Annotated in this window: 24 protein-coding genes and 1 riboswitch; of the genes, 13 read left to right on the top strand and 11 right to left on the bottom strand. The window is 73.7% G+C overall.

Annotated features, from left to right (window positions below; translation table 11 throughout):
* Positions 1-3: 3 nt before the first annotated feature.
* Positions 4-1,281 carry a threonine synthase gene (gene thrC / locus CG747_RS35385; RefSeq protein ID WP_180985830.1) on the bottom strand — a complete coding sequence of 426 codons (1,278 nt, stop codon included), beginning with the start codon at positions 1,279-1,281 and terminating at the stop codon, positions 4-6.
* 17 nt (positions 1,282-1,298) lie between these two features.
* A riboswitch (SAM riboswitch) is annotated at positions 1,299-1,454 on the bottom strand.
* A 176-nt stretch (positions 1,455-1,630) separates the two neighbouring features.
* Here thrC and CG747_RS35390 point away from each other — a divergent pair.
* The 4 genes from CG747_RS35390 (at position 1,631) to CG747_RS35405 (ending at position 6,127) form a co-directional block, all read left to right on the top strand.
* Positions 1,631-2,602, top strand: coding sequence for a glucosyl-3-phosphoglycerate synthase (locus CG747_RS35390; protein WP_100605991.1), 972 nt, complete (start codon positions 1,631-1,633; stop codon positions 2,600-2,602).
* A 48-nt stretch (positions 2,603-2,650) separates the two neighbouring features.
* Positions 2,651-4,144 (top strand): trehalose-6-phosphate synthase, encoded by a 1,494-nt coding sequence (locus CG747_RS35395; protein ID WP_100605992.1) that lies wholly within the window; start codon positions 2,651-2,653, stop codon positions 4,142-4,144.
* Positions 4,145-4,241: 97 nt separating this feature from the next.
* Positions 4,242-5,297, top strand: coding sequence for a cytochrome c oxidase assembly protein (locus CG747_RS35400; RefSeq protein ID WP_257980950.1), 1,056 nt, complete (start codon positions 4,242-4,244; stop codon positions 5,295-5,297).
* Positions 5,298-5,446: 149 nt separating this feature from the next.
* Positions 5,447-6,127, top strand: coding sequence for a hypothetical protein (locus CG747_RS35405; RefSeq protein ID WP_100605994.1), 681 nt, complete (start codon positions 5,447-5,449; stop codon positions 6,125-6,127).
* Here CG747_RS35405 and otsB read toward each other — a convergent pair.
* The 3 genes from otsB to CG747_RS35420 all read right to left on the bottom strand — a co-directional run bounded on the left by otsB (position 6,117) and on the right by CG747_RS35420 (position 8,854).
* A complete protein-coding gene (gene otsB, locus CG747_RS35410; RefSeq protein WP_100605995.1) occupies positions 6,117-7,097 on the bottom strand; it encodes a trehalose-phosphatase in 981 nt (326 codons plus the stop codon). The genes CG747_RS35405 and otsB overlap by 11 nt on opposite strands.
* Before the next feature lie 183 nt (positions 7,098-7,280).
* Positions 7,281-7,535 carry a DUF3263 domain-containing protein gene (locus tag CG747_RS35415; RefSeq protein WP_100605996.1) on the bottom strand — a complete coding sequence of 85 codons (255 nt, stop codon included), beginning with the start codon at positions 7,533-7,535 and terminating at the stop codon, positions 7,281-7,283.
* Between the two features lie 98 nt (positions 7,536-7,633).
* Positions 7,634-8,854: an extracellular solute-binding protein gene (locus CG747_RS35420; protein WP_257980951.1), complete on the bottom strand. Its 1,221-nt coding sequence runs from the start codon at positions 8,852-8,854 to the stop codon at positions 7,634-7,636.
* 369 nt (positions 8,855-9,223) lie between these two features.
* Between CG747_RS35420 and CG747_RS35425 the strand changes: the two genes are divergently transcribed.
* The 3 genes from CG747_RS35425 (at position 9,224) to CG747_RS35435 (ending at position 12,539) form a co-directional block, all read left to right on the top strand.
* Positions 9,224-10,156, top strand: a complete 933-nt coding sequence (locus tag CG747_RS35425) for an ROK family protein (RefSeq protein WP_100605998.1) — start codon at positions 9,224-9,226, stop codon at positions 10,154-10,156.
* Positions 10,156-11,400: an N-acetylglucosamine-6-phosphate deacetylase gene (gene nagA / locus CG747_RS35430; RefSeq protein ID WP_100605999.1), complete on the top strand. Its 1,245-nt coding sequence runs from the start codon at positions 10,156-10,158 to the stop codon at positions 11,398-11,400. Before CG747_RS35425 ends, nagA begins: the two co-directional genes overlap by 1 nt.
* A 209-nt stretch (positions 11,401-11,609) precedes the next feature.
* Complete coding sequence (locus CG747_RS35435) at positions 11,610-12,539, top strand: 1-phosphofructokinase family hexose kinase (RefSeq protein WP_100606000.1); 930 nt, start codon at positions 11,610-11,612, stop codon at positions 12,537-12,539.
* Between the two features lie 78 nt (positions 12,540-12,617).
* On the opposite strand, the gene CG747_RS35440 is transcribed toward CG747_RS35435, so the two are convergent.
* Positions 12,618-13,520 (bottom strand): CBM35 domain-containing protein, encoded by a 903-nt coding sequence (locus tag CG747_RS35440; RefSeq protein ID WP_100606001.1) that lies wholly within the window; start codon positions 13,518-13,520, stop codon positions 12,618-12,620.
* A gap of 264 nt (positions 13,521-13,784) precedes the next feature.
* Positions 13,785-15,476, bottom strand: coding sequence for a diguanylate cyclase CdgB (gene cdgB, locus CG747_RS35445; RefSeq protein ID WP_100606002.1), 1,692 nt, complete (start codon positions 15,474-15,476; stop codon positions 13,785-13,787).
* 443 nt (positions 15,477-15,919) lie between these two features.
* Between cdgB and CG747_RS35450 the strand changes: the two genes are divergently transcribed.
* The gene (locus tag CG747_RS35450) at positions 15,920-16,456 is read left to right on the top strand and encodes a flavin reductase family protein (protein ID WP_100606124.1); all 537 of its coding nucleotides are present in this window, start codon (positions 15,920-15,922) and stop codon (positions 16,454-16,456) included.
* Positions 16,457-16,513: 57 nt separating this feature from the next.
* Here the strand turns inward: CG747_RS35450 and arfB are convergent, their stop codons facing one another.
* Positions 16,514-16,942: an alternative ribosome rescue aminoacyl-tRNA hydrolase ArfB gene (gene arfB / locus CG747_RS35455; protein WP_100606003.1), complete on the bottom strand. Its 429-nt coding sequence runs from the start codon at positions 16,940-16,942 to the stop codon at positions 16,514-16,516.
* Between the two features lie 269 nt (positions 16,943-17,211).
* Between arfB and CG747_RS35460 the strand changes: the two genes are divergently transcribed.
* A complete protein-coding gene (locus CG747_RS35460) occupies positions 17,212-17,787 on the top strand; it encodes a TerD family protein (protein WP_100606004.1) in 576 nt (191 codons plus the stop codon).
* A 130-nt stretch (positions 17,788-17,917) separates the two neighbouring features.
* Here the strand turns inward: CG747_RS35460 and CG747_RS35465 are convergent, their stop codons facing one another.
* Positions 17,918-18,205: a helix-turn-helix domain-containing protein gene (locus CG747_RS35465; protein ID WP_100606005.1), complete on the bottom strand. Its 288-nt coding sequence runs from the start codon at positions 18,203-18,205 to the stop codon at positions 17,918-17,920.
* Between the two features lie 146 nt (positions 18,206-18,351).
* Here CG747_RS35465 and map point away from each other — a divergent pair, with 146 nt between their 5' ends.
* Positions 18,352-19,119 carry a type I methionyl aminopeptidase gene (gene map, locus CG747_RS35470; RefSeq protein ID WP_100606006.1) on the top strand — a complete coding sequence of 256 codons (768 nt, stop codon included), beginning with the start codon at positions 18,352-18,354 and terminating at the stop codon, positions 19,117-19,119.
* A 165-nt stretch (positions 19,120-19,284) separates the two neighbouring features.
* Here map and CG747_RS35475 read toward each other — a convergent pair whose 3' ends face one another.
* Positions 19,285-20,589: an SGNH/GDSL hydrolase family protein gene (locus CG747_RS35475; RefSeq protein ID WP_100606007.1), complete on the bottom strand. Its 1,305-nt coding sequence runs from the start codon at positions 20,587-20,589 to the stop codon at positions 19,285-19,287.
* 118 nt (positions 20,590-20,707) lie between these two features.
* On the opposite strand from CG747_RS35475, the gene CG747_RS35480 reads away from it, so the two are divergent.
* A complete protein-coding gene (locus CG747_RS35480; protein WP_100606008.1) occupies positions 20,708-21,205 on the top strand; it encodes a hypothetical protein in 498 nt (165 codons plus the stop codon).
* 22 nt (positions 21,206-21,227) lie between these two features.
* Here CG747_RS35480 and CG747_RS35485 read toward each other — a convergent pair whose 3' ends face one another.
* Positions 21,228-21,911: a pentapeptide repeat-containing protein gene (locus CG747_RS35485; RefSeq protein ID WP_180985831.1), complete on the bottom strand. Its 684-nt coding sequence runs from the start codon at positions 21,909-21,911 to the stop codon at positions 21,228-21,230.
* A gap of 275 nt (positions 21,912-22,186) precedes the next feature.
* On the opposite strand from CG747_RS35485, the gene CG747_RS35490 reads away from it, so the two are divergent.
* Positions 22,187-23,365, top strand: a complete 1,179-nt coding sequence (locus CG747_RS35490; protein ID WP_100606009.1) for an FAD-dependent oxidoreductase — start codon at positions 22,187-22,189, stop codon at positions 23,363-23,365.
* A gap of 219 nt (positions 23,366-23,584) precedes the next feature.
* Positions 23,585-24,598: a zinc-binding dehydrogenase gene (locus tag CG747_RS35495; protein WP_100606010.1), complete on the top strand. Its 1,014-nt coding sequence runs from the start codon at positions 23,585-23,587 to the stop codon at positions 24,596-24,598.
* Between the two features lie 161 nt (positions 24,599-24,759).
* Here CG747_RS35495 and CG747_RS35500 read toward each other — a convergent pair whose 3' ends face one another.
* Positions 24,760-25,863, bottom strand: coding sequence for an aminopeptidase P family protein (locus tag CG747_RS35500; protein WP_100606011.1), 1,104 nt, complete (start codon positions 25,861-25,863; stop codon positions 24,760-24,762).
* Positions 25,864-25,885 lie beyond the last annotated feature (22 nt).

Below are 25,885 nucleotides of genomic sequence, written 5' to 3' on the forward strand. Positions count from 1 at the left end.
GGCTCAGTCGGCCAGGCCGGCCGCGCGGAACGCGTCCAGGTCGGGCCGGATGGTGGCGGTGGGCCCGGAGGCGACGGCGTCGAGGGTCTTCAGGCCGTCACCGGTGTTCAGCACGACGGTGGTCAGCGACGGGTCCAGGATGCCGTTCTCGATGAGCTTCCTGGTCACTCCGACGGTCACGCCGCCCGCGGTCTCCGCGAAGATTCCCTCCGTACGGGCCAGCAGCTTGATCGCGTCCACGATCTGCGGGTCGGTGACGTCCTCGACCGCACCGCCGGTGCGGCGCGCGATGTCGAGCACGTACGGGCCGTCCGCCGGGTTGCCGATCGCCAGCGACTTGGCGATGGTGTTCGGCTTCTGCGGCTTGACGACCTCGTGTCCGGCCTTGAAGGCCGCGGACACCGGGGAGCAGCCCTCGGCCTGGGCGCCGAAGATCTTGTACGGCTTGTCCTCGACCAGGCCGAGGGCGATCAGCTCCTTCAGCCCCTTGTCGATCTTGGTGAGCTGGGAGCCGGACGCGATCGGGATGACGAGCTGGTCCGGCAGCTGCCAGCCGAGCTGCTCGCAGATCTCGTACGCCAGCGTCTTGGAGCCCTCGCCGTAGTAGGGGCGGAGGTTGACGTTGACGAAGCCCCAGCCCTCGCCCAGCGGGTCGCCGATGAGCTCGGAGCAGAAGCGGTTCACGTCGTCGTAGTTGCCCTCGATGGCGACCAGGTCGCCGCCGTAGACCGCGGCCATCACGACCTTGCCGGGCTCCAGGTCGTGCGGGATGAAGACGCAGGACTTGAAGCCCGCGCGGCGCGCCGCGGCGCCGACCGCACCGGCGAGGTTGCCGGTCGAGGAGCAGGACAGGGTGGTGAAGCCGAAGGCGCGGGCGGCCTCGACGGCGATCGCGACGACCCGGTCCTTGAAGGAGTGGGTGGGGTTGCCGGAGTCGTCCTTGACGTACAGGGCGCCGGTGACGCCGAGCTCGGCGGCGAGCCGGTCGGCCTTGACGAGCTTGGTGAAACCGGGGTTGAGGTTGGGCTTGTCGGCCACGTCGGCGGGGACGGGCAGCAGCGGGGCGTAGCGCCAGATGTTGGCGGGACCGGCCTCGATCCGCTTCTTCAGTTCCTCGGGGTCGCCGTCGGGGAGTTCGTAGGCGACTTCCAGCGGGCCGAAACACTCCTGGCACGCGAAGATCGGGCCGAGCGGAAAGCGCTGCCCGCATTCGCGGCAGGACAGCGCGACGGCGGGGCCGAGGGGGACGGCGGGAGCGGATTCGGTGACTTGCACAGCCATGGAGGCGAGGCCCTTTCTCCTCATCTTCCTCACGACGCATCTCGCCGTGAGACGGATTTGGCACCTTCCCTAGCCGGGAGCCTCGCGCGCACTGTGCTGGCGTGCGGCGGAGACCGACTGGAGGGTTGCCGGGGCTTCAACGGGCCGTATCCCTCTGCCCCTCTGGATGAGCGGTATGGCGCTGGGACGGAGCCCAGGCGTTTGTTGCGCGGCGACCCCGACATGCGAGGGGCATCCGCGTTGTTCAAGACTGTAACCGAAGGCACTCGCCGTTGAGATAGTCGTCCGGTCCGCGAGATGGATCACATAACGGGCTTCCGTTCGGGGGCCACCGAGGAGAGTCGTAGACGTGCTGGAAGAAGTGGAGCGCTGGCTGGCCGGCCGCTCCTGGTCGGCCGCGGACCGCCCGCTGGAGCGGTTGGTGGAGGCCAAGCGCCAGACGGGCCGGACGGTCAGCGTGGTGCTGCCCGCGCTCGACGAGGAGGCGACGGTCGGCGCGATCGTCGCGGCGATCCGCGCCGACCTCATGACCGAGGAGGTGCCGCTGGTCGACGAGCTGGTGGTGCTGGACTCGGGCTCCACCGACCGCACCGCGGAGGTCGCCGCGGCGGCCGGCGCCCGGGTCGTCCACCGGGACAGCGTGCTGCCCCGGCTTCCGGCGCTGCCCGGCAAGGGCGAGGTGCTGTGGCGCTCCCTGCTGGTGACCAGCGGCGACATCGTCTGTTTCGTCGACGCGGACCTGCGGGAGTTCTCGTCCACCTTCGTCTCGGGGATCGTCGGGCCGCTGCTGACCGACCCGGAGGTCCACTTCGTCAAGGCGATGTACGACCGGCCGCTGGAGACCGGGGCGGGCTCGGCGCCCGCGGCCGGGGGCGAGCAGGGCGGCAGGGTCACCGAGCTGGTCGCCCGGCCGCTGCTCAACCTCCACTGGCCGCAGCTGGCCGGGTTCGTGCAGCCGCTGGGCGGGGAGTACGCGGCCCGCCGCTCGCTGCTGGAGCGGCTGCCGTTCCCGGTCGGTTACGGGGTGGAGCTGGGGCTGCTGGTGGACGCCCTGCACACGGTCGGGCTGGACGCGCTGGCCCAGGTGGACGTGGGGGTGCGCAAGCACCGCCACCAGGGCGGCCAGGCGCTCGGCCGGATGGCCGCCGCGATCTACCGCACCGCCCAACTCCGGCTGGCACGCGGCCACTTGGTGCGGCCCCGGCTGACCCAGTTCGACCGCGGGGAGAACGGCTTCGTGCCGCGGACGACGGCGGTGGACACCGAGGAGCGGCCGCCGATGGCCGGAATACCGGAGTACGCGGAACGGCGGGCGGCCTGAGGGGCGATCGTACGTTTGCGCGGATCCCCTGCGGGTTAATGTCGCGACATGGTCTCCGAGCGCAGTGCGGTCCAGCCAGGTGCCGAGGTCCTCGTCGCGTCCAACCGCGGGCCGGTTTCGTATGTCCGGACAGCGGGCGGTGAGCTGACCGCCAGGCGCGGCGGCGGGGGGCTGGTGTCCGGGCTCTCGGCGATCGGGCCCGAGACGGACGCGGTGTGGGTGTGTGCGGCGCTCGGTGACGGGGACCGGGAGGCGGTGCGGCGGACCGGTGGCCTGCTGGACACCGCGGACACCGGCGGACAGCGCGTCCGGATGCTGGACATCCCGGCGGATGTGCACGCCGCGGCCTACAACGGCGTCGCCAACTCCGTGCTGTGGTTCGTCCACCACATGCTGTACCAGACGCCGCTGGAGCCGGTCTTCGACGCGGACTTCCGGGGCCAGTGGGCGGCCTACGAGGCGTACAACGCGGCGTTCGCCAGCGCGCTGGCGGACTCCGCGAGCCCCGGTGCGGCGGTGCTGGTGCAGGACTACCACCTGGCGCTGGTGCCGGGGATGCTGCGCGAGGTGCGGCCGGACGTACGGATCGCGCACTTCTCGCACACCCCGTGGGCGCCGCCGGAGTACTTCGCGATGCTGCCCGACGACATCCAGCGGCAGCTGGTGCTGGGCATCCTCGGCGCCGACCGGGCGAACTTCCTGACCCAGCGGTGGGCGCGGGCGTTCGCGGCGTGCTGCGAGCGGGCGCTGGGGCCGGACTGCACGGCGCACTGGCCGCGGCACGAGGCGCCCAGTGTGGTCGCCGTGCCGCCGGACCACACGGCGCGCCGGACCCGGATCGGGGTCCACGGGCTGGGGGCGGACGCGGAGTTCCTGCGGGAGCGGTCGCGGCGGCCGGACGTCGAGGAGCGGATGGCGGCGCTGCGCGAGCAGATCGGCGGCACCGGCCGGAAGACCGTCGTCCGGGTGGACCGGACGGAGCTGTCCAAGAACATCGTGCGCGGGCTGCTGGCGTTCCGGCGGCTGCTGGCCGACCGGCCGGAGTGGCGCGAGCGGGTGGTGCACCTGGCGTTCGCCTACCCCTCGCGGCAGGACCTGCCCGTCTACCGCGACTACACCGCGCAGGTCGGCAGGCTCGCCGAGGAGATCAACGCGGAGTACGGGACGGCCGCCTGGCAGCCGGTCCTGCTGCACGTCGAGGACGACTTCGCGCGGTCGCTGGCCGCGTACCGGCTGGCCGACGTGGCGCTGGTCAACCCGATCCGGGACGGGATGAACCTCGTCGCGAAGGAGGTGCCGGTGGTCTCCGACGCGGGGTGCGCGCTGGTCCTCTCGCGGGAGGCCGGGGCGTGGGAGGAGCTCGGCGCCGACGCGCTGACGGTCAATCCCTACGACGTCGGGCAGACCGCCGAGGCGCTGCACACCGCGCTGACCATGCCGGCCGACGAGCGGGCCGCCCGCACCGCCCGGCTGGCCGCGGCGGCGACCGCGCTGCCGCCGGCGCGGTGGTTCCTGGAGCAGCTGCGGGCCCTGGGCGAGTGACCGGCCGCGGGCGCGGCGGGGGGTCCTGCCGCTCCGTGAGGGCGTGGGGGGTGCCCCGCCGGTAGATCGTCAGCGGGCGGGGCTAGCGTGGTGGGCCGTGACAGTGACAACGCTTGCATCGACGACGGTCGCGTCGGGTCTGCCGGAGCTGACCGCCGGGCGGCTGCTCGACAGCTGGCGGCTCGACCCGTACGCCCTGGTCCTGATCCTCGTCCTGGGCGGCCTCTACGCCTGGGGTGTGGTGCGGCTGGCGCGGCGCGGGGAGCGCTGGCCGGTGGCCCGGGTGGTGGCGTTCGCCGGCCTGGGGCTGGGGGCGATCGCGGTGGCGACGATGTCGGGCCTGGCGGTCTACGACCACGAGCTGTTCTGGCCGGCCGCGGTGCAGAACATCGTGCTGGACCTGATCGCGCCGCTGGGGCTGGCGCTGGGCGACCCGCTGGCGCTGGCGCTCAAGGCGCTGCCGCAGGAGCGGTGGGCGGCCCGTCGGTTGCGCGCGGCGGTCTCCGGCCGGGTCGTCCGCTTCCTGACGTTCCCGCTGGTCAGTACGGTGCTGGTGCTCTCCTCCGAGCTGGCGATCTACTTCACGCCGTACTTTCCGACGGCGCTGCGGCACGGTCCGCTGCACGAGCTGATGTATCTGCAACTGCTGGTCGTCGGCAGTCTCTTCGTGCTGCCGATGCTCACCCGGGAGGAGCTGCTGCCGTCGTGGTGCAGCCATCCGGTGCGGGCGCTGCTGGTCCTGCTGGACGGACTGGTGGACGCGGTGCCGGGGATCGTGGTGATGACCAGCGGGACGCTGATCGCGGGCGGTTGGTACGCGTCTCGGCACCAGCCGTGGGATCCGAGCCTCCAGCAGGACCAGATGATCGGCGGCGGGCTGATGCTGACCATCGCCGAGCTGGTCGGACTGCCGTTCCTGATCGCGGTGTTCGCGGAGTGGGTGCGGGACGAGCGGCGGCGGACGCGGGCGCTGGACGACCGGCTGGACCGGGAGATGGCGGTGGCCGCCGCGGCACCGGCGCAGTCGGCGGCACCGGCGGCACCGGCACGTTCGGCGGCGGCACCGGCGGCGGCTCCGGAGCCGGAGTTGACGCGGCCGTGGTGGGAGACCGACCAGGGCGAGGTCGGCGAGCGGTTCCGACGGGGGCGCTAGGGCCCGTCCGGTCCTGGTCCGGCGGACCGGCCCTCGGGTCCGCCGGACCGGCCCCGTCCGCCCCCCGTCCGCCCCTTCGGTGCTCCCCGGTGCACCCCCGCGCCGCGGTCCCGCGGCTGCGGCGGCCCGGAGTGGGGTAGTCCTTTTCCATGCCAATCAGCGCACGGTCACATTCCGCACGGTGGGCCGCGGTTGCGGCCGTCACCGTTCTGGCTACCACGGTCGCCGGCTGTTCGTCGGGGAAGGGCGGCGCCGACCCCAAGGGCGCTGCGTCACCGTCCGGTTCGGTGTCCGCCTCCGCGCCGTCCGGGTCGATACCGGTCGGCCCCGGCCCGCAGTCGGCGTACACGGTGCAGCAGCAGCCCGCCCCCGGCTCCTGCCACGTCCACTACACCGCGGACAAGCAGCCGCTGCCCGACCCCAAGTGCACCCCCGGGGCCACCAACCCCAAGGTCACCCCGCAGACGCTGAAGACCACGATCTGCCAGAGCGGGTACACCAAGGGCATCCGGCCGCCGGTGAGCATCACCGGCCGGGAGAAGACCGCCAACGCCAAGTCGTACGGCTACACCGGCCCGCTGCACGACGCCGAGTACGACCACCTCATCAGCCTCCAGCTGGGCGGCGACCCCAACGATCCGCGCAACCTCTGGGTCGAGCCGCCGTCCCCGGGGCACAAGCCGGGCGCCGGGCCCAACAACCCCAAGGACGGCGTGGAGAACAAGCTCAAGGCCGCCATCTGCTCCGGCAAGGCCGACCTGGCGAAGGCGCAGCAGGCCATCGCGTACGACTGGACGACGGCACTGCCCTCGCTGGGCCTCAAGGAGTAGCCGGGCCGTCCCCGGTCCCGCTGTCCCCGGTCCCGCCCGGGGCGTCGCCCCCCGCCGCCGGCGGGTGCTCGATCCGGTCGGCGAGGGCGTCGAGCAGGGCCACCACGCCCGTCGGGCCGTCGACGACCAGGTCGGCGCGGTCGGCGAGTTCGGTGACCTCGCTGCTGCCGCTGCACACCAGGACGCCGCCGGTCCCGTCGGAGCGCAGCTTCTCGACGGCGGCGAAGGCGGCCAGGTCGCCGAGGTCGTCGCCGGCGTAGAGGACGGTGGCGGCCCCGGTCTCCTCGACCCACTCGGCGAGCGCGACGCCCTTGTCCATACCGGGCGGGCGCAGCTCCAGCACCAGCCGGCCCGGTTCGACGATCAGGCCGTGGCGTTCGGCGAGTGCGGTGAGCGGTTCCCGCAGCCGGTCGAAGGCGCGCTGCGGGTCGGCGGCGCGGCGGGTGTGCACGGCGATGGCGCGGCCGCCCTTGCGCTCGATGGCGGTCTCGACCCAGGTGCCGTGCCAGACCCCGGAGCGGTCCAGTACGCCGGGGAGTTCGGCCTGTACGGCGGCGATGCCCGGGTGCGGGGCGGGCGCGTGCAGGGCGCCGGTGGCGGCGTCCCAGCGCTCGGCGCCGTAGTGGCCGAGGACGACGAGGTGGGGCAGAACCGGCAGGGTGTCGAGGCCGCCGAGGCGGACCGCGACGCCGGCCGGGCGGCCGGTGATCACCGCGAGTGCGCGCAGGTGCGGGGCGAGGCGGGCGAGGGCGGCGCGGGCGCCGGGGTGGGCGCGGGCCTTGGCCGGGTCGGGGACGATGTCGGCGAGCGTGCCGTCGAAGTCGAGGGCGACGACGGCGCGTTCGGGGTGGGCCAGCAGGGCGGCGAGGCCCTCGCGGCCGGCGGGGGTGTCCGGAGTCGGGACGGCGGGCGGCGCCGGCACGGGGTCCGGTGCCGGTTCGGGAGATGGCGCGGCGTTCGGGGTGCCCATGACGCCGACCCTACCGGCGGGACGTGGGCGCACGCCGGGTGTACGGGCGCATCGGAACGGCGGGGTGGCGCGCGGCGCCGTCGTCCGGGGACGGCGGCGGGGTGCCGGGCGGGTCGGCGCGCCGCGGGGCGGCGGGGGTGCGGGCCAGGGGGCGCGGGCCCCGGGCGGGCGGGCCGGGGCGGCTCAGCGGCGCGCCCGCCGCGCGTCCCGTACGCGGCGCAGTCGGTTGACGGTCACCGGGTCGTGCGCGAGGGCGCGGGGGTCGTCGAGGAGTGCGTTGAGGAGTTGGTAGTAGCGGGTCGGGGAGATGCCGAGCTGTTCGCGGATGGCGCGTTCCTTGGCGCCGGGGCCGGTCCAGGAGCGGCGTTCGACGGCGAGCAGCGCCTCGTCGCGGGTGGAGAGCCCGCGCGCGGTGCCCTCGTCGGTGCCGTCCGTCATTCCACTCCGCCGTCCGTCGTCTCGTTCCCACGATAAGCCCACCGCGCGGGGCGTTGCCGGGGCGGGCCCGGGGTGGTCCACCGGGCCCGCGGGCGGCGCTATTCGCCGGTGTTGTCGGCGGTCTCTGCGATGTTCTGGATGTCGGTGAGGGTCGCGGAGGGGTTGCCGTGCGGGCCGACCGTGGCGCCCATCCGGGACTTGATGGTCTTGGAGACCAGCGGCCAGGACGTCTTGTCGGACGGGTAGAAGTGGGCGTTGGGCAGCTGGGTGAGGAAGCCGTGCAGCTTGCTGAACTTGTCGTCGGCGAGCATCGCCTGGGAGGCGGAGGTGGTGACCGGCAGCAGGTTGTAGTCGGCGGAGAACTTCAGGACGTTCTTCTGGCTGTAGACGAAGTCCAGGAACTTGCCGACCTCGGTGCGGTGGCCGTTCTGCTTGAACGCCATCATCCAGTCGGCGACGCCCATGGTGGCCTTGGCCTTGCCGGTGGTGCCGGGGAGTTCGACGGTGCCGTAGTCGATGCCCTTGGCCTCGGCCTGCTTCATCAGGGTGGGGTGGCCGTTGAGCATGCCGACGTCGCCGTTCGCGAAGTCGGCGAAGGCGTCCTCGCGGTTGAGCTTGGCGGGGTCGGTGCCGGTGAGGCCCTTGCCGACGAGGTCCTTCTGGAGCCACTCGAAGGTCTTGATGTTCTCGGGCGAGTTGATGGTGTATTTACCGATGTTGTCGGTGTAGTCGCCGCCCCCGGCGAGCAGCCACTCCAGCGTCTCGGCCTGGGTCTCCTCCGGGCCGAGCGGCAGCGCGAAGGGGATCTTCACGCCGTGCGCCTTGAGCGCCCGGGCGTCGCTGGCGATGTCGGCCCAGGTCTGCGGCGGGGTGGTGATGCCCGCCTCGGTGAACAGCTTCTTGTTGTAGAAGAGGCGCCGGGTGCTGGCCCCGAAGGGCATGCCGTACTGCCTCCGCTGGTATTCGCCGGCCCCCGCGAGGGAGGGTGCGAAGTCGGCCTGGACGGGGATGGAGAGCAGGTCGTCGGCGCTGTAGAGCTTGCCGTGGGCGGCGTAGTCGGCGTACGCGCCGATCTGTGCCATGTCGGGGGCCTTGCCGGCGTTGACCAGGTCCTCGACCTTCTTGTCGACGTCGGTCCAGTTGTAGACCTTGACGTCGACCTTGATGCCCGGGTTCTGCTCCTCGAAGGCGTGGACGAGTGCGTCCCAGTAGTGCTGGGAGCTGTTGGCCTTGCTGTCGCCGTAGTCCGCGGCGATCAGCGTGAGGGCGACGCCGTTGCCCCCTGAGCCGCTGCCGCAGCCGGTAAGAGTCAGTGTCATGGTGGCGGCGAGTCCCGCCGCCGCCAGGCTCACGTACCGCCGTCGCACCGCTGTTACCGCCCCTTTTGTCCCGTAAATTCCGTGCTTGCGGGTATTGCCTGCGTCGTCTTGGGGATCGCCCGCGATCGACGTGGAACAGCGAGTCTCTCCACTGTCCCCCACAAGGTCTACACCACCCCCTATTCGCTTTCCGTATCGCCCTGCCTCTTGCGCAGGTCAGGGGCCCTGTGGGATGGCGCGAAAGGAAGGCTACCGGCGCGTACGCGCTGCCCGGATCCGGGCAGCGGCACCGGTTGACGATCATCGCGTGGCGATCAGCACGGTGAGTGGACTAGACCTTTCTTGGCAGGTCGCGCGACACTGTTCCCCGTGAAACACGTCATCGCCCTTGATGTGGGCGGCACCGGAATGAAGGCCGCCCTCGCCGGGGCGGACGGCACCCTCCTGTACGAGGCCCGGCTGCCCACCGGGCGCGACCGCGGCCCCGAGGCGGTCGTCGAGACGATCCTCGGCTTCGCCACCGAGCTGCGCGACATCGGCCGGGAGCGGTTCGGCGGTACCGCGCTGGCCGCCGGCGTCGCCGTCCCCGGCATCGTCGACGAGGCCGCCGGCACCGCCGTCTACGCCGCCAACCTCGGCTGGCGGGACGTCCCCCTGCGGGCCCTGCTCTCCGAACGGCTCGGCGGGGTCCCGGTCGCGCTCGGCCACGACGTCCGCACCGGCGGGCTGGCCGAGGGCCGGATCGGTGCCGGCCGGGACGCCGACCGGTTCCTGTTCGTACCCCTGGGCACCGGCATCGCCGGCGCCATCGGCATCGACGGCCGCATCGAGGCCGGCGCCCACGGGAGCGCCGGCGAAATCGGCCACATCGTCGTCCGGCCCGGCGGCCCCGCGTGCGGCTGCGGACAGCGCGGCTGCCTGGAGACGCTGGCCTCGGCCGCCGCGGTGGGCCGCGACTGGGCGGCGGCCTGCGGCGATCCGCAGGCCGCCGCCGCCGACTGCGCCAAGGCCGTGGAGTCCGGCGACCCGCGGGCCCGGGAGGTCTGGCAGAGCGCCGTGGACGCGCTCGCCGACGGCCTGGTCACCGGGCTGACCCTGCTCGACCCGCGGACGCTGATCATCGGCGGCGGGCTCGCGGAGGCCGGCGACACGCTGTTCGCACCGCTGCGGGAGGCGGTCCGTCGGCGCGTTACCTTCCAGCGACTCCCCACGATCGTCCCGGCGGCCCTCGGGGACGCCGCCGGCTGCCTGGGCGCAGGACTGCTCGCCTGGGATCTTCTCTCCACGGAGGTAACCGCCTGATGGCACAGCAACAGTCCGCGGGACGGCCCTCGGACGCCGGGCGCACCGTCCTGGCCGGCGCCCGGATCGCCCGGCCCTCCGGCGTCACCGACAACGGCCGGATCACCGTCGAGGGCACCCGGATCACCGCGGTCCGCAGCCGGGGCAGGGACCGCGGCCGGTCGCCGGACACGGCAGCCGACCAGGACCTCGACGAGGCCGCGGCGACCGTCCTCGACCTGACCGGGCATCTGATCGTCCCCGGCTTCGTCGACATGCACGTCCACGGCGGGGGCGGCGGCTCCTTCTCCTCCGCCGACCCCGAGGAGTGCCTGACCGTCATCGGCACCCACCGCCGGCACGGCACGACCTCGATGGTGGCCTCCACCGTCACCGGCGACCTGGACGACCTGACCCGGCAGGCCGCCGTGCTGGCCGAGTTGGTGCAGCAGGGCGACCTGGCCGGCATCCACTTCGAGGGCCCGTTCATCTCCCCGCACCGCTGCGGCGCCCACCAGCCCGAGCTGCTGCGCGACCCCGACCCCGCCGAGGTCCGCCGACTGGTCGACGCCGCCCGCGGCACCGCCGCCATGATGACCGTCGCCCCCGAACTGCCCGGCGGCCTGGACTCCGTACGGCTGCTCGCCGACGCCGGGGTGATCGCCGCCATCGGCCACACCGACTCCACCTACGACGCCACCCGGCAGGCCGTCGACGTCGGCGCCACCGTCGCCACCCACCTCTTCAACGCGATGCCGGCGCTCGGCCACCGCGCCCCCGGCCCGGTCGCCGCGCTCCTGGAGGACGAGCGGGTCACCGTCGAGCTGATCAACGACGGCACCCATCTGCACCCGGCGATCCTCCAGATGGCGTTCCGCGAGGCGGGCGCCGGACGGGTCGCCTTCATCACCGACGCGATGGGCGCGGCCGGGATGAACGACGGGATGTATCCGCTCGGCCCCATGCGGGTCGAGGTCAGGGACGGCGTCGCCCGGATCAGCGACGGCCCCACCGCCGGCTCCATCGCGGGCTCCACGCTCACCCTGGACCGGGCCTTCAAGCGGGCCGTCACGCTCGACGGCCTCACCGTCGAGCAGGCCGTGCAGGCGCTCTCCGCCACCCCCGCCCGGCTGTTGGGCATCGCCGACCGGACCGGCTCCCTGGAGCCCGGCAAGGACGCCGACCTGGTGGTGCTGGACGCCGGATACGACGTCGTGGGTGTGCTGCGGCAGGGTGCCTGGCTGCTCCGCCCGCCGGGCGTCTGACCGTCCGGACCGGCTCTCCCCCGGCGATCGCCGGGAGGTACCCCGGCCCGGCCGCCGCACCGGCGGCCGGGCCCAGGGTGGCCGACCCGGGTCTGGGCCTACGGCCGTCCGCGATGGCATGATCGCTCGCGCACTTGTCCGTATGCCACCGCGGAACGCGGTGTCTTCACCCACGGCCGTCCGGCCGGCCTCCTCCTGGAGGGGAGACCATGATCCTCACGGTCACGCTGAACGCCGCCCTGGACATCACCTACCGCGTCCCCCGGCTCCACCCGCACACCACCCACCGCGTCACCGAGGTCGCCGAACGCCCCGGCGGCAAGGGCCTCAACGTCGCCCGCGTGCTCGCCGCGCTCGGCCACCGCACGGTCGCCACCGGCTTCGCGGGCGGCGGCACCGGCGAGGCGCTGCGCGCCCTGCTCGCCCAGGAGACCGACGTGACCGACGCGCTGGTCCCGGTCGGCGGCGCCACCCGCCGCACCGTCGCCGTGGTCGACGGAAGCACCGGCGACACCACCCAGCTCAACGAGCCCGGCCCGACCGTCTCCCCCGCCGAGTGGGCAGCCTTCCTCGGCACCTACCGCGAACTGCTGGGCGAGGCACGGGCGGTGGCGCTCTGCGGCAGCCTGCCGCCCGGCGTCCCGGTGGACGTCTACGCCCGGCTCATCCGCACCGCCCGCACGGCCGGCGTCCCCGTCCTGCTCGACACCAGCGGCGAACCGCTCCGCCGCGGCCTGGCCGCCCGCCCCGACCTGGCCAAGCCCAACGCCGACGAACTGGCCGCCCTCACCGGCAGCACCGAACCGCTGCGCGCCGCCCGCGACGCCCGCCGCCGCGGCGCCCACGCGGTGGCCGCCTCGCTCGGCCCGGACGGGATGCTCGCGGTGACCGCCGACGGCGCCTGGCAGGCCGCCCCGCCCCGCCGGTACGCCGGGAACCCGACCGGGGCCGGCGACTCCGCGGTGGCCGGTCTGCTGTCCGGACTGGTCGAGGAGTTGCCCTGGCCGGACCGGCTGAGCCGCGCGGTGGCGCTCTCCGCCGCGACCGTACGGGCCACCGCTGCGGGCGAGTTCGACGCCGCGACCTACGAAGAGCTGCTGCCCCACGTGGTGGTGACGGACCGTCCCACGGCGGCCTGAACGGCCCTCAGGCCGCGCCCTGGGAACGTGCTCCCCGGGCCCGCCGGCGCAGGGCTCGGCGGCACAGGGCGTGACGGCTCAGGGCGTGGCGAGCCAGACCTGGTCGAGGTTGACCTCGCACTGGTTGCCGTTCTCGCAGGAGAGCTTGATGACGTTGGTGCCCTTGTTGAGCTGGATGTACGACCAGGACTTGGTCCAGCCCTTGTCCCACGCGCCCTCGGGGGCGCCGGCGAAGTTCTTGAGGCTTATCGGCCGGGTCAGCGCCTGGCCGTTCACGTTGAGCGTGAGGTTGGCGTCCTTGCCGGGCACGCCGTAGCCGACCCAGAGCTTGTACTTGCCGGCGGCTTCCACGTCGAGCGTCCAAGTGGCCGCCGCGCCCTGGTTGTTCATGTTGGTGACGTACGAGCCGCTGGCGGTCCGGGCGCCGGGGATGTCCTTGGCGGTGGTGGCGCCGCCGTCGAGGCGCAGCGCGCCCGCGTCGTCCTTGGGGAGCTGGGCCGCGCTGGGCTTGGTGGACGGCTGGTTGCTGGGCTGGACCGACTCGGCGGCGGTGGGGTCCGGCTTGCCGCCGGCGTCGTTCTTGGTGCTGTCGGAGTTGGTCAGCATGGCCGCGCCGATGCCTATGCAGACCACCGCGACCACCGCGACCGCGCCGATCAGCAGGCCGTTGCGGCCCTTCCGGGGCTCCGGGGCGGATATCGGGCGGGTGCGCTCGCCGGCGCCGCCGCCGGGCAGCGTCTCGGGGGCCGCGTAGTGCGGGGTCGGGTTCTGCCGGCCGTACGGCTGCTGGCCCTGCGGGTTGCCGTACTGCCGCTCGCCGACCGCGCGCACCTGGTTGTAGGAGGTCCGCGGAACGCCTGGCTGCCGCGAGATGCCGGCGCCCGACGTGCCCGAACCGCCCTCGCCGCCGTCCGAGCGGTACAGGTGGGCGAAGGGGTCGTCGTTCTCCGGCGTGTCCGCGCCGTTGTTGCCGGCCGTCATTCCGTGTCACTCCCAAGCGGTCTCTGCGCGTCTGTGCGCGGCGGTACGCGTTCGCGGGGCTGCGTGCGCACTGCCTCTTCCGGGCCACCCGACGCCCCCGCGCCGCATCGGCGCAGCCTACCCCGTCGGAACCCGGCCACGCCGGTCCCCGACGTTCACAAGATCACTACGGATCGGTGAACGGGCGGTGCCCAGGCAGGACACCGCGGATGTGAGATGCGCGGCACCGGGTCGGGATCCGGTGCCGCGGCCGTTCGGGGCGGCTCAGCCGGCCGCCCGCCGGTTGCTCTTCGACCGCCGCTTCTCGACGTACATCCGCTGGTCGGCCGATTCCAGCACCTCTTCGGCGGTCATCCCGCAGCTCGCCCAGCCGATGCCGAAGCTGGCGCCGACCCGGACGGCCCGGCCCTCGACCCGGATCGGCGGGATGATCGCGTTCCGCAGCCGGACCGCGAGGTCCTGGGCGTCGGCCGTGCCGAGCCCGTCGGCGAGCACCACGAACTCGTCGCCGCCGAGCCGGGCCACGGTGTCGCCGTCCCGGACGCCGCTGGTCAGCCGGCGGGCGACCTCGATCAGCACCGCGTCGCCGGTGTTGTGCCCGAAGCGGTCGTTGATCGACTTGAAGCCGTCCAGGTCGCAGAAGAGCACCGCCAGCCCCTTCGCGCCGTCGTCCTCGACGCCGTCGGCGGGCGCCGAGAGGTGGACGTGGTGGTCGAAGGGGAGCTCACCGGCCGGCACCGCCCGCGGCTTCTCGCCCTCGAAGCCGTCGAGCCCGTCGAACGGCTCCGGCCCGTCCCCCGCGAAGCCGTGCGGGGCCCGCGGATCGGCCCCGGCGCCCGAGGAGGCGTAGGCGTCGGCGAGCGCGCTCGGCGGGCGGGAGCACAGCCGGGCCGAGAGCCGGGCCCGCAGCTCGGCGCTGTTGGGCAGGCCGGTCAGCGAGTCGTGGCTGGCCCGGTGCGCGAGCTGGAGCTCGTGCCGCTTGCGCTCCTCGATGTCCTCGACGTGGGTGAGGAGGAAGCGGGGGCCGTCGGCGGTGTCGGCGACCACCGAGTTGCGCAGCGAGACCCACACATAGGTGCCGTCCCGGCGCAGCAGGCGCAGTTCGGCCCGGCCGCCCTCGGCGGAGGTGCGCAGCAGCGTGCCGATGTCCTCGGGGTGGCAGATGTCGGAGAACGACAGCCGCCGCATCCCGGAGGCCGGGCGGCCCAGCAGCCGGCACAGCGCGTCGTTGGTGCGCAGCAGCCGGCCGTGCTGGTCGCCGCCCATCTCGGCGACGGCCATCCCGCTCGGCGCGTACTCGAACGCCTGCCGGAAGCTCTCCTCGCTCGCCCGCAGCGCCTGCTGTTCGCGCTCCAAGCGGACCAGTGCCCGCTGCATGTTGGCCCGCAGCCGGGCGTTGCTGATCGCGATGGCGGACTGGAACGCGTACATCTGGAGCGCTTCCTGGCCCCAGGGGCCGGGGCGCCGGCCGTTGCGCGGCCGGTCCACGGAGATCACGCCGAGCAGTTCGCCGTTGCCGTTGGCGGCGGTGTACATGGGCGCGAAGAGGCGGTCCATCGGGTGCCACTCGTCGGGGAAGCGCGGCGCGGGCCCGGCGGTGTGCCACTGCGGCACGTCGTCGTCGTCCAGCACCCAGCCCTCGGTGTACGGGATGAAGCACAGTTCGCCCCAGTGCTCCCCCATGGACAGTCGGCGCTCCCACGAGGCGCGTGAGCCCACCCGCCCGGCCATCAGCGCCTCCGCGCCCGCGCTGCCGGCCACCGCGGCGACCACGAGATCGCCGTCCTGCCGTACGAGGTTGACCGCGGCGAGCTCAAAGCCGAGCCCGACGATCGCCCCGTCGGCGACGGACTGCAAGGTGTCCGCAAGGCTGCGTGCGGTGTTCAGTTCGGCGACCACTCGGTGCAGCTGCCGCAGGGTCGCAAGACGGACATAGGGCTCCGACTCGGTCTCCATCGCTCGCTCTCCCTGAGACCTCGACAGCAACTCCACCGATTTCTTTGTCGTCCGATTCCACGCTCACTGAATCACAGTGAGCTGTTCACCCGGTACACAGGGTCAACAATTAGGGGCCCATGTGACTCAAGTCACAATCCGTGACAGGTCGTTACGGATCGCCGACCAGGGACTCGTCCGCGCACGTGGACGCCGTCCGGGCGCCCGATGAAAACTTCCTGAACGCAAATTCCAGCCAACTTCGACCCCAGGTCCGGACCATTGCCGCACCCCTCGCCGGCCGCCGCCTCCGCCGCGGGACCTAGGGCGCGGATGGTTCCGGGGCCCGATGCGCGAGCGGACCTGACGACGTTAGCGTTCATGGCGTGTTCACGAAGACTCCTGCCGCCGCCCCGTCCCACGGCTCCACCGCCACCGCCGCACCCACCGTCGCCCTCACCTCCGTGCCGGGCGACGGGCCGATCGCGCATGCTGTGGGGGTGAGTGACGACGAGTTCCGTGCCGCCCTGTCCCGTCTCGCCGCCGGCGTGGTGCTGATCACCGCCCACGATCCGGACGCCGGGCCGCGCGGCGAGGACGTCGGCATGACCGCCACGGCATTCCTCTCCGTGTCCCTCGACCCACCCTTGGTGATGGTGAGCGTTCGCAACGACTCACGGATGGACGACCTGCTGGCGCAGCAGCCGCTGTGGGCGGTTTCGGTGCTGTCGGGCCACCAGCGGCACGTAGCGGGGCGATTCGCCATGAAGGGCCGGATCAGCGACCGTCTGCTCTTCCAGGACATCCCCTCCGTACGGGGCGAAGCATCCGGTGCGCCGCTCATCGGGGGCGCACTGGCGACGCTGGAGTGCCGGACCGAGCAGCGGGTGGTGGCCGGGGACCACACCCTCGTCATCGGCCGCGTGCTGGCCGCGACCGCGCCCGCCGGGGACGACGGGCCGCTGACGTACTTCCGGGGGAAGTACCGGCAGCTGGGGTGAGCGGGCCCGGGCGCGAGGCGGGGCGGGTCCGAGCGCGGTCCGCGGCGGGTCCGGCCCTCAGTCCCAAGCGCGGCCGGAGCGGCCGCGCTTGGTGTCGCCGCGCTGCTTCTTCTCGCGCAGCCGCCGCTCGTTGATGCCGCGCGGGATCCGCGACTTCTTGCGTGTCTTGGGCGGCGGCGCGGTGGCCTCGGCGAGCAGGGCGGCGAGGCGGACGGCCGCGGTCTCGCGGTTGCGCCACTGGGAGCGGTGGTCGGAGGCCCGCACGGTCAGTACGCCGTCGACCAGCCGGCCCGCCAGCCGCTCCAGTGCCCGCTCCTGCCACACCGGGGGCAGCGCCTTCGTCCGCGCCAGGTCGAAGCGCAACTCGACCTGGCTGTCGCTGGTGTTGACGTGCTGGCCGCCCGGACCGGAGGAGCGCGAGAACCGCCAGACCAGCTCGGCCTCCGGGAGGACGACCGCACCGCGGATGACATGGGGTCCGGACATGCCCCCCATAATCCCGCGCCGGCGGCCGCCCGTCACCTCGGTTTTCCCGGCCGGAGCGGCCCGCCGCCTTCAGGAGCGCGGGCCGGGCCGGGCATCAGAATCAGGCAAAGAAAGTAAAGAGGGCTGGAACCACCTGGGCTCCCCGCCACGTTGAGGTGGGTGACGGCGGCTCCGCTCCCGGGCGGGTCCACCGTGGTATCACCGACACCACACACCAGCGGCACCACCGACCCCAGGTCGGCGCGACTCCACGAGGAAAGGGACTTCCCATGGCTGTAAGCCTGTCCAAGGGCGGCAACGTCTCGCTCACCAAGGAGGCGCCGGGCCTGACCGCCGTCACGGTCGGCCTCGGCTGGGACGTCCGCACGACCACGGGCACGGACTTCGACCTCGACGCCAGCGCCATCGCGGTCAACCCGACCGGCAAGGTCTACTCCGACCAGCACTTCATCTTCTTCAACAACAAGGCGACGCCGGACCAGTCCATCGTCCACACCGGCGACAACACCACCGGCCAGGGCGAGGGCGACGACGAGTCGATCAACGTCAACCTCGGCGCGCTGCCGGCCGACATCGACAAGATCGTCTTCCCGGTCTCGATCTACGACGCCGAGAACCGCAGCCAGAACTTCGGCCAGGTGCGGAACGCCTTCATCCGCATCGTCAACCAGGCCGGCGGCGCCGAGATCGCGCGCTACGACCTGAGCGAGGACGCCGCCACCGAGACCGCCATGGTCTTCGGCGAGCTGTACCGCAACGGCGCGGAGTGGAAGTTCCGCGCGGTGGGCCAGGGTTACGCGTCCGGCCTGCGCGGCATCGCCCAGGACTTCGGCGTCAACGTCTGAGCCACGGCACCGGCGGAGCACCGCCGGACGCACCCGGCAGCGAGGGCCGGCTCCCGAAAGGGGGCCGGCCCTCGGCCTTTGCACCCCGGGCCTTTGTGTCCTGGGGCTTTGCGCCCCCGGCCGTTGCGCTCTAGGCCGCCGCGCTGCCGTGCGGGGCCGCCGCGGGCTCCGCCGCCGGCGGTACGGCCAGCACGGCCACCTCGTCCAGCGACAGCCCGAGCGTCCCGGCGAGCGCGGCGACCGTGAAGAACGCCGGGGTCGGCGCCCGGCCGGTCTCGATCTTCCGCAGCGTCTCCGCGGACAGTCCGGCCGCCGCGGCGACCTCGACCATGCTCCGCTCGCCGCGCGCCACCCGCAGCAGCGCGCCCAGCCGCTCGCCGCGTTCGCGTTCCCAAGGGGTCAGTGGAGTCCGCACCATGCTCGTGATACTAATACCGGTAAAGAAATACCGGTAAAGAAATACCGGTCCGGTCGACGGAACGCCATGTTCCGGCGGCCGGTGGCGAAACATCACACCGCTCGCGCAGCGCAACGCGCCGGGCGGCGGATTGGAGAGGCGTACCGATGGTGGAGATCAAGACCGACGCGTCACTGGACGCGATGCGGGTGGCCGGCCGGGTGGTCGCGGACGCGCTGGCCGCGGCCCGCGCCGCGGCCGCCCCCGGGGTGCGCCTGACCGACCTGGACGAGGTGGCCCGCGCCGTGCTGCGCGAGGCCGGCGCCACCTCGCCGTTCCTCGGCTATCGCCCGTCCTTCGCCCCCACCCCCTTCCCCGCGGTCATCTGCGCGTCCGTCAACGACGCGATCGTGCACGGCATCCCGGACGGCTACCTGCTGCGCGACGGCGACCTGGTGAGCCTCGACTGCGGCGCGGTCGTCGACGGCTGGGCCGGCGACGCGGCCACCAGCTTCACCGTCGGCACGGAACGCGCCGAGGACCGCCGACTGATGGAGACCACCCAGCAGGCCCTGGCGGCGGGCATCGCGGCCGCCGTGGTCGGCGCCCGGATCGGCGACGTCTCGCACGCCATCGGCAGCGTCGGCCGCGCGGCCGGCTACGGCATCCCCCAGGACTTCGGCGGCCACGGCATCGGCCGGGCGATGCACGAGGACCCGGCGGTCCCCAACGACGGCCGGCCGGGCCGCGGTTTCGTGCTCCGGCACGGCCTGGTCATCGCCATCGAGCCGATGTTCCTGGCCGGCGGCAGCCACCGCTACGAGACCGACCCCGACGGCTGGACCCTGCGCACCGCCGACGGCAGCCGCGCGGCCCACTTCGAACACACCGTCGCGGTGACGGACGAGGGGCCGCGCGTCCTCACCCTGCCGTAAGGGCACGAGACGGGCAGGGCGGGACCGGACGGGACGGGACGCGCGGAACCGTGCACGCGGAGCGGGGCTCGGTGCGGGTGGCGGCGTTCGGCGCGGTGTTCGGCGCGGCCCGGGGCTCGGTGCGGGCAGTGACGCGCGACGCGGCCCGCACCGCCGGGCCCCGGCTCAGATCGCGTCGAGGTCGATCGCCTCGGCCATCGCGCGGTAGCCGGCGTCGTTCGGGTGCAGATGGTCCCCGCTGTCGTACGCGGCGGCCAGTCGCCCCCGGTCGGCGGGGTCGGACAGCGCCCGGTCCAGGTCGACCACCCCGTCGAACTCGCCGGAGGTCCGTATCCAGCGGTTGAGCGCCACCCGCTTGGTCTCACCGCGCTCGGTGTAGTACCCCGCCCCCTTGAACGGCGTCAGCGTCGCCCCGATCACCTTGACGCCCTTGCGGTGCGCCTGGCGTATCAACTCCCGCTGGGCGGACATGAGTTGGTGGACCGACACGTCGGGGGTCGGCTTGTTCGACCCGCCCGTCGGCACGCTCATGCCGATGTCGTTGATGCCCTCCAGCAGGATCACGGTGCGGACGTTCGGCTCGTTCAGCGCGTCCTTGGGGAAGCGCGCCACCGCCTTCTCCCCGAAGTCGGCCGTGCTGTTGGTGAGTTGGTTGCCGCTGATGCCTTCGTTGAGGATGCTGCGCGGCCGCCCCGCGGCGGCGAACCGCTCGGCCAGGGCGTCCGGATAGCGGTGGTCGGCGTCGATCGTGGAGCCGTAGCCGTCGGTTATGGAGTCCCCGAAGGTGACGACGCCGTCCCGCCGGGCGGCCGCACCGCCGGCCACCTCGACGCCCGAGAGGTAGTACCAGGACTGCGTGGTCTCCGCGAACGCCGCCGCCCCGGCGTCGGCCCGGTGATCACCGGCCGCGCGGTAGCTGGTGGCGGTGGACTTCGCGTGGAAGGTGGTCGGGCCGGTCGGCGCGTCGAAGTACAGCGTCACGGTGACCGGCTCCAGGGCGCGCACCGTCAGTCCCGCCCCGTCGCTGAGCAGCTCGCCGCCGGCCGCCACGGTCGCCGACCTCCGCTTCCCGAAGGTCAGTTGGCGCACCGAACCGGCCTGCACCGCGGCGCCGCGGTCGGTCCGCGCGACGGTCGCCCCGGCGATCTTCAGCGGCGCCGTGCCGTAGCGGTTCGACAGCTTGATGCGGATCTGCGCGCCGCCCGTGCTGACCCGGACGACCTGCCGGACGGTCTGCCGCGCGAACCCGCTCACGGACCAGTTCTTCCCGAACACCTCGGTCGGCTGCTGCGGCGCGGCGGCCCAGCCACCGTGCCAGGACCCCTGCGCGGCCGCCGCGTACGCCGCGGCCGGCGCGCCCGTGCCGTCCGGCGGCACCGGCGCCGCCACTCCGGTCGCCGGCGCCATCAGCACGGCCGCCGACACCAGCGCGACCCCCGAACGTCTCACCAAGGAACCAGACACGATCATTACCCCACCCTCTGACTGCCTGCCGTTGTGTGACTCCCGTGCACCGCCGCCGCGGAGGGCCCGGCCGTCCGGCCCCTCCGCCGCGCCGGTCCGACTCCGCGCGTGACACCATCAAGAGGTGATCGACCTCGGCTATTCCCTCTCCCGTCGCTTCCCGGACCCTCCGCAGACCGACTACCGGACCGCGGACGTGCACGCCCTGCGCCACGACCTCTTCTGCGGCGACGTCTACCTCGCGGACACCGAGTCCGACCGCGAGGTGTCCACGGCCTGGGGCTGGGTGCCGGTGCTCGATTTCGCCTGGGCGCTGTGCGACATCGTCGAGCAGCTCGACACCGACCCCCGGGGCAGCCGCTCCGCCCGCCCCGTCCACGCCGAGCTGGACTTCACCGAATCCACCGACCGGATGCTCTTCGAGCGGCGCTTCGGCTGGGTCGACGTCGCCGCCGACTGGATGCCGGTCGAGGAGGCCCCGCTCACCTTCAACCACGCCGCACTGCGCCGCGAGGCCCGCGACTTCCTGCACGACCTGATCGCCGACCTCGCCGATATGCACGAGGGCCTCGCCGACAACCCCGGCATCTGGGCACTCCAGGCCCGCTTCCCCCGCATCTGAACCATCCCCGCCCTCCCCTGCCTCACTCCACCCGCACGCCCACCTGGGCCGCGAACGCCGGTGCCAGATCCATCAGTTGGGCTGTGCTGATCACCGCACCGCCCAGGCAGTCGATGCCCCGCGCGATGTCGAGCCCGGCCGCACCGCGCAGATCGACGTCCTTCATCCGTACCGCCGAGAAGTCCACCCGCGCCAGGGTGCAGTCGTCGAACGACACCCGCTCCAGCTCCGCACCCCCGAAGTCGGCCTCGACCAGCACGCACCCCTCGAAGGCGACGTCCCGCAGCTTGGCCCGGCGCAGATTGGCGAAGTCGATCTTCCCGCCGCGCACCACCACCCGCTCCAGCACCGCTCCGTGGAGCTGGACCCCGCCGAGCCGGGCATCGACCACCTCCACGTCACGCAACGACGCCTGCGACAGATCCGTACCCACCCCGCGCACCCCGCTGAACACGCTGTCGATGACGCGCGCCCGGCTCAGCACCGTCTCGTCCAGCGCGCACCGGCGCAGCGCACAGTCCATGAACCGGGCGCCCCGGGCCGACTGCCCCGCGCAGTCCACCTCGGTGAACTCCAGCCCGTCGTTATCCCCTTCGGGCTCCAGCTCCCGGCCGTCGTACGCCTGGAGCTCCGGCAGCCGCACCTCCGGGCGCCGCACCGCCCGCACCGTCTCCTTGCCGCGCCCTGCCACGCGCTCACCGCCCATGCGCTCACCGCCTCCGTCCGTCCGGGTCCGGGCCCGGTCCCTCGCCCTGCCGCGGACCGGCTCGGCGCCGCACCCGGCGGACCGCTCCACGCCCACACCCCCATGCTGGACCACCCCACTGACAATCCCCGCTGACCTGCGAAAACCTTCGTTCCCGCGCGGGTATGTCACATCTCCGGCCCCCTCGCCCGTCCCCTCCGTGAACGCCCGCCGACACCGCGGACGCCACCACCGGCGCCACCGCAGACGCACCATCCGCGACCGAAGGAGCTGCCATGACCCGCCGCCCGCTCACCGTCATCGGAGGCGGCTTCGCCGGCCTCACCGCGGCCATCTCCGCCGCCGAGGCCGGCGCCACCGTCACCCTCCACGAGGCCCACCGCACGCTCGGCGGCCGCGCCCGCACCGCCGACGGCCCCTACCGCACCAACGACGGCCCGCACGCCCTCTACCGCCGCGGCCCGCACTGGTCCTGGCTCCGGCAGCGCGGCCTGCTCCGGCCGCTCGCCGCGCTGCCCCTCCGGGACGCCGCCGGGCTGCGCTTCTTCCACCGCGGCGGTCTGCACCGGATGCCCCCGCTCGGCCTGCTGAAGCTGCGCGCCCACCGCACCGCCCCCGTCGAGCGGGACTTCCTCACCTGGGCGCGGACCCGTACCGACGACGCCACCGCCCGCGCCGCGGCCCACTACGTCGGCGTGGCCACCTTCCACCACGACCCCGGCAGCCTCTCCGCCGCCTTCGTCCAGGAACGGCTCCGCCGCTCCACCCACCTGCCGCCGGAGGCCCACTACCCCGCCGGCGGCTGGGGCACGCTCATCGAACGGATGGCGCGGCACGCCCGCGACCTGGGTGTACGCATCGAGACCGGGTCCCGCGTCGACGCCCTCCCGGAGGACCGCCCGGTCGTCGTCGCCACCCATCTCGACTCCGCCCGCAGCCTCCTCGGCGACGACCGGCTGCACTGGACCGGCACCCGCACGGTCCTGCTCGACCTCGCCGTCCGGACCCGGCGCGGCGACCCGTTCGCGCTCTCCGGGCTCGACTTCCCCGGCTGGATCGAGCGGTTCACCTGCCAGGACCCGACTCTCGCCCCGCGCGGCGAACAACTCCTCCAGGGGCAGATCGGCATCGCCCCGGACGAGGCCCGCGCCGACGGCGAGGCCCGCGCCGAACGCCTCCTGGACGCCGGCTTCCCCGACTGGCGCGACCGCACCGCCTGGCGCCGCACCTCGCTGGCCACCGGCCGTACGGGGGCGGTGGACCTCCCCGGCACCTCCTGGCGCGACCGCCCGGCGATCGACCGCGGCAACGGCGTCTACCTGGCGGGCGACCAGGTCGCGGCGCCCGGCGTGCTGTGCGAGGTGTCGTTCACCAGCGCCTTGGAGGCGGTCTCCCTCGCCCTGCGCACCCGCCTCCACCACCCGGCGGTCACCCCCCTGGGCCGCGCCCGCTGACCGCATCCACCGACGACGACCGACGGCGGCGCCCGCCGACCACCCAACCGAGGCGCGGCGCCCGCCAGTTGCCCACCCCCGGCCCCCTCCGGCGCATCCTTGACCTCAACCCGACTTGAGGTACCAGAGTGGCGGCAGCTGACCATCCCCACCGGCAGAGGCGGCCGCCCGTCACGGCGCCCCGCCCTGCCCGCCCTCCCCAGAGGAGACCACTCCGCCATGCGCGCAATACGGCTGCACACCTTCGGTCCCGCGGAAAACCTCGTCTACGAGACGGTCGACGACCCCACACCGGGGCCGGGCGAGGTCCGTATCGCCGTGGCCGCGGCGGGCGTCCACCTCCTGGACACCGCCCTCCGCGCGGGCCAGGAGGGCGGCCCCGCACCGCTGCCCGACCTGCCGACCGTGCCGGGCCGGGAGGTCGCCGGCACCGTGGACGCCCTCGGCCCCGGCACCGACCCCAGCTGGCTCGGCCGGCCCGTCGTCGCCCACCTCGGCATGGTCCCGGGCGGCTACGCCGAACTGGCCGTCACCAGCACCGACCGGCTGCACGCCCTCCCCGACGGCCTGGACCCGGCCCAGGCCGTCGCCATGATCGGCACCGGCCGCACCACCATGGGCATCCTGCTCTGCGCCGCCCTCACCGCCGACGACATCGCGCTCGTCCCGGCGGCCGCCGGCGGCATCGGCTCCCTGCTCGTCCAGTACGCCAGGAACACCGGCGCCACGGTCATCGGCCTGGCCGGCGGCCCGCGCAAGGTGGCCCACGTCCGCGAGCTGGGCGCCGACCTCGCCCTCGACTACACCGACGCCGACTGGCCGGTCCTCGCCCGCGGCTTCCTCGACGAACGCGGCGCCTCCGGGGCCACCCTCGTCTTCGACTCGGTCGGCGGCGACCCGGGCCGGGCGGCCGTGGACCTCCTCGCCCCCGGCGGCCGCCACCTGGTCTTCGGCTGGTCCTCCGGCGGCCCGCTCACCGGCGGCCCGCTGGAGCTCACCGAAGCCGAACTCACGGAGCGCGGCATCACCTCGGAATCCGTTCTCGGCCCCCCGATGCTGGCCCGGGTCGGCGGCATCAACCCGATCCGCACCCTGGAGATCGCCGCCCTCGCCGAAGCCGCCGCCGGCCGCCTCGTGCCCACCGTCCAGCGCTTCCCCCTCGCCGAGGCCGCAACCGCCCACCGCGCCCTGGAATCCCGCGGCACGATGGGCAAGGTCGTCCTGGAGCCGTAAGGGCCGTCCGGTGACCGGCGGCCGGGTCCGCGGCACCCGGCACGGCCCCTCCCGGCCGCGTCGACCCGGCCGCGTCGGCCCGGCCCGACGGCCTCCCCCGCCCGGGACCAAAGTCACCCCCCGCCCCGGCCCTTCGCCCCCACCGCCTTGCGCACCCGCCCCTACGCCACCACCGCCAACTCCCGCCCCGTCACGTTCAACCGCCGCCCACCGGTCTCCGTGCAGACCACGATGTCCTCGATCCGCACCCCGAACCGCCCCGGCAGATAGATCCCCGGCTCGATCGAGAAGCACATCCCCGGCACCAGCGGCAGATGCTCGCCCTCCACCATGTACGGCGGCTCGTGCGTGGTGACCCCGATACCGTGCCCGGTGCGGTGGATGAAGTACTCGCCGTAGCCCGCCGCCTTGATCACCCGCCGGGCGACCCGGTCGATCTCCTGGCACGCGACGCCGGGCCGCACCGCCTCGAACGCCGCCTGCTGGGCCTCCCGCACGATCTCGTGCACCTTCCGCTCCTCGGCACCCGGCTCCCCGACGTGCACGGTCCGCGAGGTGTCCGAGCCGTACCCGTCCTTCAACCCGCCGAAGTCGAGCACGACCATGTCGCCGTCCTCGATGACCCGCTCCCCCGCCTCGTGGTGCGGATTGGCCCCGTTGGGACCGGACCCGACGACCGTGAAGTCCACCTGGCTGTGCCCGTGCTCGGTCAGCAGCCGCGCCAGGTCCCCCGCGACGTCGCACTCCCGCCGCCCGGCGAACCGCACCCCCAGGATGTCCTGGTACGTCGCGTCCGCGGCCGCCCCCGCCGCCGCCAGCCGCTCCACCTCGTAGGCGTCCTTGACGGCCCGCAGCATCGGCAGCGCCTCGGTCAGCGCCGCGTAACCGCCCCCCGGGACCGAGCGCTGCAACCCGAGCAGATGCAGCGCCCACATCCCGTCCGACACCCCGTAACGCCGCTGCGGCGCCAGCCACTTGCCCAGCTCCGCACAGGGATCCGAGCCGTCGGACCACCCCACCACCTCCAGCGCCCCGGCCCCCGCGGCACGCTCCGCGTCCGGCCGCTCCAGTACGGGCACCAGCAGCCGCGGCGCCCGCCCCGGCTCGATCACCAGCGCCGTCAGCCGCTCGGTGACGGCCGTCGGCCGGTACCCGCACAGCCACACCAGATCCGGCCCCGGCGTGACGATCAGCCCGGCCAGCCCGGCCTCCTCGGCGGCCCGCCCGGCCCGCGCCATCCGCCGCTCGTACTCGTCCCGCGTCATCGAAGTCACCATGCCGCGAATG

Source organism: Streptomyces sp. CB02959, assembly GCF_002803155.1.
In the GTDB taxonomy this organism is placed as follows: Bacteria; Actinomycetota; Actinomycetes; order Streptomycetales; family Streptomycetaceae; genus Streptomyces.